Here is a 3,406-nt window from a genome sequence, read left to right on the forward strand (position 1 = left end):
GCACGTGATCCTGGAGCAGGGCGAGCCGGAGCCGGAGCGTGAGGACGCCCCGATGCCGGACGCGGTGCTGCTGCCCGTGGTGCTGTCCGGCAGGACCGAGGCGGCCCTCCGGGACCAAGCCTCCCGCCTGCTGGCCCACCTTCAGGACCGGCCGGAGTCGCGGCTCGCCGATGTCGCGTACTCGCTGGTGACGAGCCGGGCGGTCTTCCCCCACCGGGCCGTGCTGCTGAGCGCGGACCGGGACGACGTCCTGCGGTCCCTGTCGGCACTCGCGGCCGGCCGGTCGGAGGAGCACCCGGAGGGCGCTGTGCGCGCCGGTAAGGTCGCCTTCCTCTTCTCGGGCCAGGGCTCGCAGCGGCTCGGCATGGGACGGGAGCTGCACTCCCGCTTCCCGGTGTTCGCGGATGCGTTCGACGCGGTGTGCGCGGGCCTGGACGAGCACCTTGAGCGTCCGCTTCGGGAAGTCGTCTGGGGCGAGGACGAGGAGCTGATCAACCAGACCGTTCACACCCAGGCCGGGCTCTTCGCGGTCGAGGTGGCGCTGTTCCGGCTGCTGGAGTCGTGGGGCGTGCGCCCGGACCAACTGCTCGGTCACTCCATCGGTGAGATCGCGGCCGCGCACGTCGCGGGCGTCTTCTCGCTGGCCGACGCCTGCCGGCTCGTCGCGGCCCGTGGGCGGCTGATGCAGGCCCTGCCCTCGGGCGGCGCCATGCTGGCCGTCCGGGCAGGCGAGGACGAGGTCCGGCCGCTGCTGACGGACGAGGTCGCGATCGCGGCGGTCAACGGGCCGTCGTCGGTGGTGGTCTCCGGAGCCGCGGAGGCCGTCGAGGCCGTCCGCGCCCGCTTCGAGGAGCAGGGCCGCAAGACCACCCCGCTGCGGGTCTCGCACGCCTTCCACTCGCCGCTCATGGAACCGATGCTGGCGGACTTCCGCGCCGTCGCCGAGAGCCTGACGTACGGCACCCCCACCATCCCCCTCGTGTCGAACCTGACCGGCGAACCCGCCACCGACGAGGAGCTCCGCTCCCCGGAGTACTGGGTGCGGCACGTCAGGGAGGCGGTCCGCTTCGCCGACGGCGTGCGGACGCTGTGGACGGCGGGCGTCAGGTCGTTCCTGGAGCTCGGCCCGGACGGCTCCCTGTCCGCCCTGGCGGCCGAGTCGATCGAGTCGACGGACGAAGGGGCTGCTGCCTTCGTCCCCGCCCTACGCAAGGGCCGGGACGAGGAGCGGGCGCTCCTCGACGCCGTCGCCCGTCTGTACGTGCTCGGCGCGGACGCCGACTGGTCCGTCCTCTTCGCCGGTACCGGGGCACGCCGGGCCGACCTGCCGACGTACGCGTTCCAGCGCGAGCGGTTCTGGCCCGCGGGCGGACCGGCCCGCGCCGGTGACGTGCGCTTCGCGGGCCTCGGCGCGGCGGGACACCCCATGCTGGGCGCCGCCCTCGAACTCGCCGACGCCGACGGCTTCCTGCTCACCGGCCGGCTGTCCGCGCAGGCGCAGCCGTGGCTCGCGGACCACGTCGTCCAGGGCACGGTGCTCGTCCCCGGCACCGGTCTGCTCGAACTGGCCGTCCGGGCCGGCGACGAGGTCGGCTGCGACCTCGTCGAGGAACTCACGCTCACCGCCCCCCTGCTGCTGCCCGGGCAGGGCGGGGCGGTCCAGATCCAGGTGCGCGTCGGAGCGGAGGACGCGACGGGGCGCCGCAGCCTCGGCATCCACTCCCGCCCGGAGGGCCGGGCGCTCGACCCCTGGACCCAGCACGCCACCGGCGTGCTCGCCTCGGGCGCCGAGACCCCGGACACCTCCGATGCCGCCTGGCCCCCGCCGGGAGCCGAGCCGCTGCCGGTCGAGGGCGCGTACGAGACGTTCGCGGAGTACGGCTACGCGTACGGCCCGGTGTTCCAGGGCCTGCGGGCCGCGTGGCGGGTGGGCGACGACCTGTTCGCGGAGGTGGCCCTGCCGGAAGGCACTGATGGTGGGGCGTTCGGTCTCCACCCTGCGCTGCTCGACGCTGCCATGCACGCCGCGATCCTCGCCGGTGACGGCGAGGGCGGGACGATGATCCCCTTCGCGTGGACCGACGTGGCCCTCCACGCGGTGGGCGCCTCCGCGGTCCGGGTGCACCTCGCCCGCAAGGGCGACGGCGCGCTGTCGCTGACGGTCTCCGACATGACGGGCCGGCCGGTGCTCACGGTGGGCTCCGTGGCGGGCCGGCCGGTCTCGGCCGAGCAACTGGACGTCGGCGGACGTACGGGCGAGTCGCTGTACGGGGTCGAGTGGTCCGGTGCGGCGGTGGCGGATGGTGCTGCGGCGGTGTCGTGGGCGCCGTGGGAGACGGTCTCGGACGCTGACTTCGATGGTTCCGTGCCGGATGTGGTGGTGCTGGACTGTGGCGCGGTGGCGTCGGAGGGCGATGTGCCCGGCGACGTACGGGTCGTGCTGCGCCGGGTGTTGGACGCGGTGCAGGAGTGGCTGTCCGACGAGCGTTATGCGACGTCGCGGCTGGCTGTGGTCACGCGGAACGCGGTGGCTGTGGTTGATGGTGTGGCGTTGGATGTGGTGCAGGCTCCGGTGTGGGGTCTGGTGCGTTCTGCGCAGGCGGAGAACCCGGGGCGGTTCGTCCTGGTGGACGCTGATGGTGAGCCGGGGGAGGCGCTGGTCGCGGCGCTGGCTTCGGGTGAGCCGGAGCTGGCGGTGCGTGGCGGTGAGGTGTTGGTGCCGCGCCTGGTGCGCATGACTCCTGCGCTTGAGGCAGCGGATGTCTCCCTCGATGTCGAGGGTGGGGTGCTGATTACCGGTGGTACGGGTGGCTTGGGCGCGGTCGTGGCCCGCTATCTCGTGGCCGAGCACGGAATCCGGCATCTGACGCTGACGAGCCGTCGGGGTCTGGAGGCCCCGGGTGCGTCGGAGCTCGTGGCGGAGCTGAGCGCTGCGGGCGCTGACGTGCGCGTCGTCGCGTGTGATGTGTCCGACCGTGGGGCGTTGGCCTCCGTGGTGGACGGAATCACCATCGACCGGCCGCTCACCGCCGTGATCCACGCTGCCGGAATCGGTGACAACGGTCTCGTCGGAGCGCTCACCCCCGAGCGCGTCGACGCCGTCCTCGCGCCGAAGGCCGATGCCGCCTGGTGGCTGCACGAGCTGACCCGTGAGATGGACCTGACGGCCTTCGTCACCTTCTCCTCCGCCGGCGGGCTCGTCCTCGCCGCCGGCCAGGGCAACTACGCGGCCGCCAACGTCTTCCTCGACGCCCTGGCGCAGCAGCGCCACGCCGAGGGGCTGCCCGCGACGTCGATGGCCTTCGGCCTGTGGGACGTGGGCGCCGGGCTCGGCCAGTTCCTGAGCGACATCGACCGCAAGCGCATGGCCACCCAGGGCGTGCCCGTGCTGTCACATGAGGCCGGT

The 3,406-nt window shown here is 73.5% G+C and carries 1 protein-coding gene; it reads left to right on the forward strand.

Features of this window, described 5'->3' with window-relative positions; all coding sequences use genetic code 11:
• The coding region (locus ACX9I7_RS32425) for an SDR family NAD(P)-dependent oxidoreductase (RefSeq protein WP_459389373.1) at nucleotides 1-3,406 on the forward strand (3,406 nt) is incomplete at both ends.

The organism is Streptomyces sp. L500, assembly GCF_054551825.1.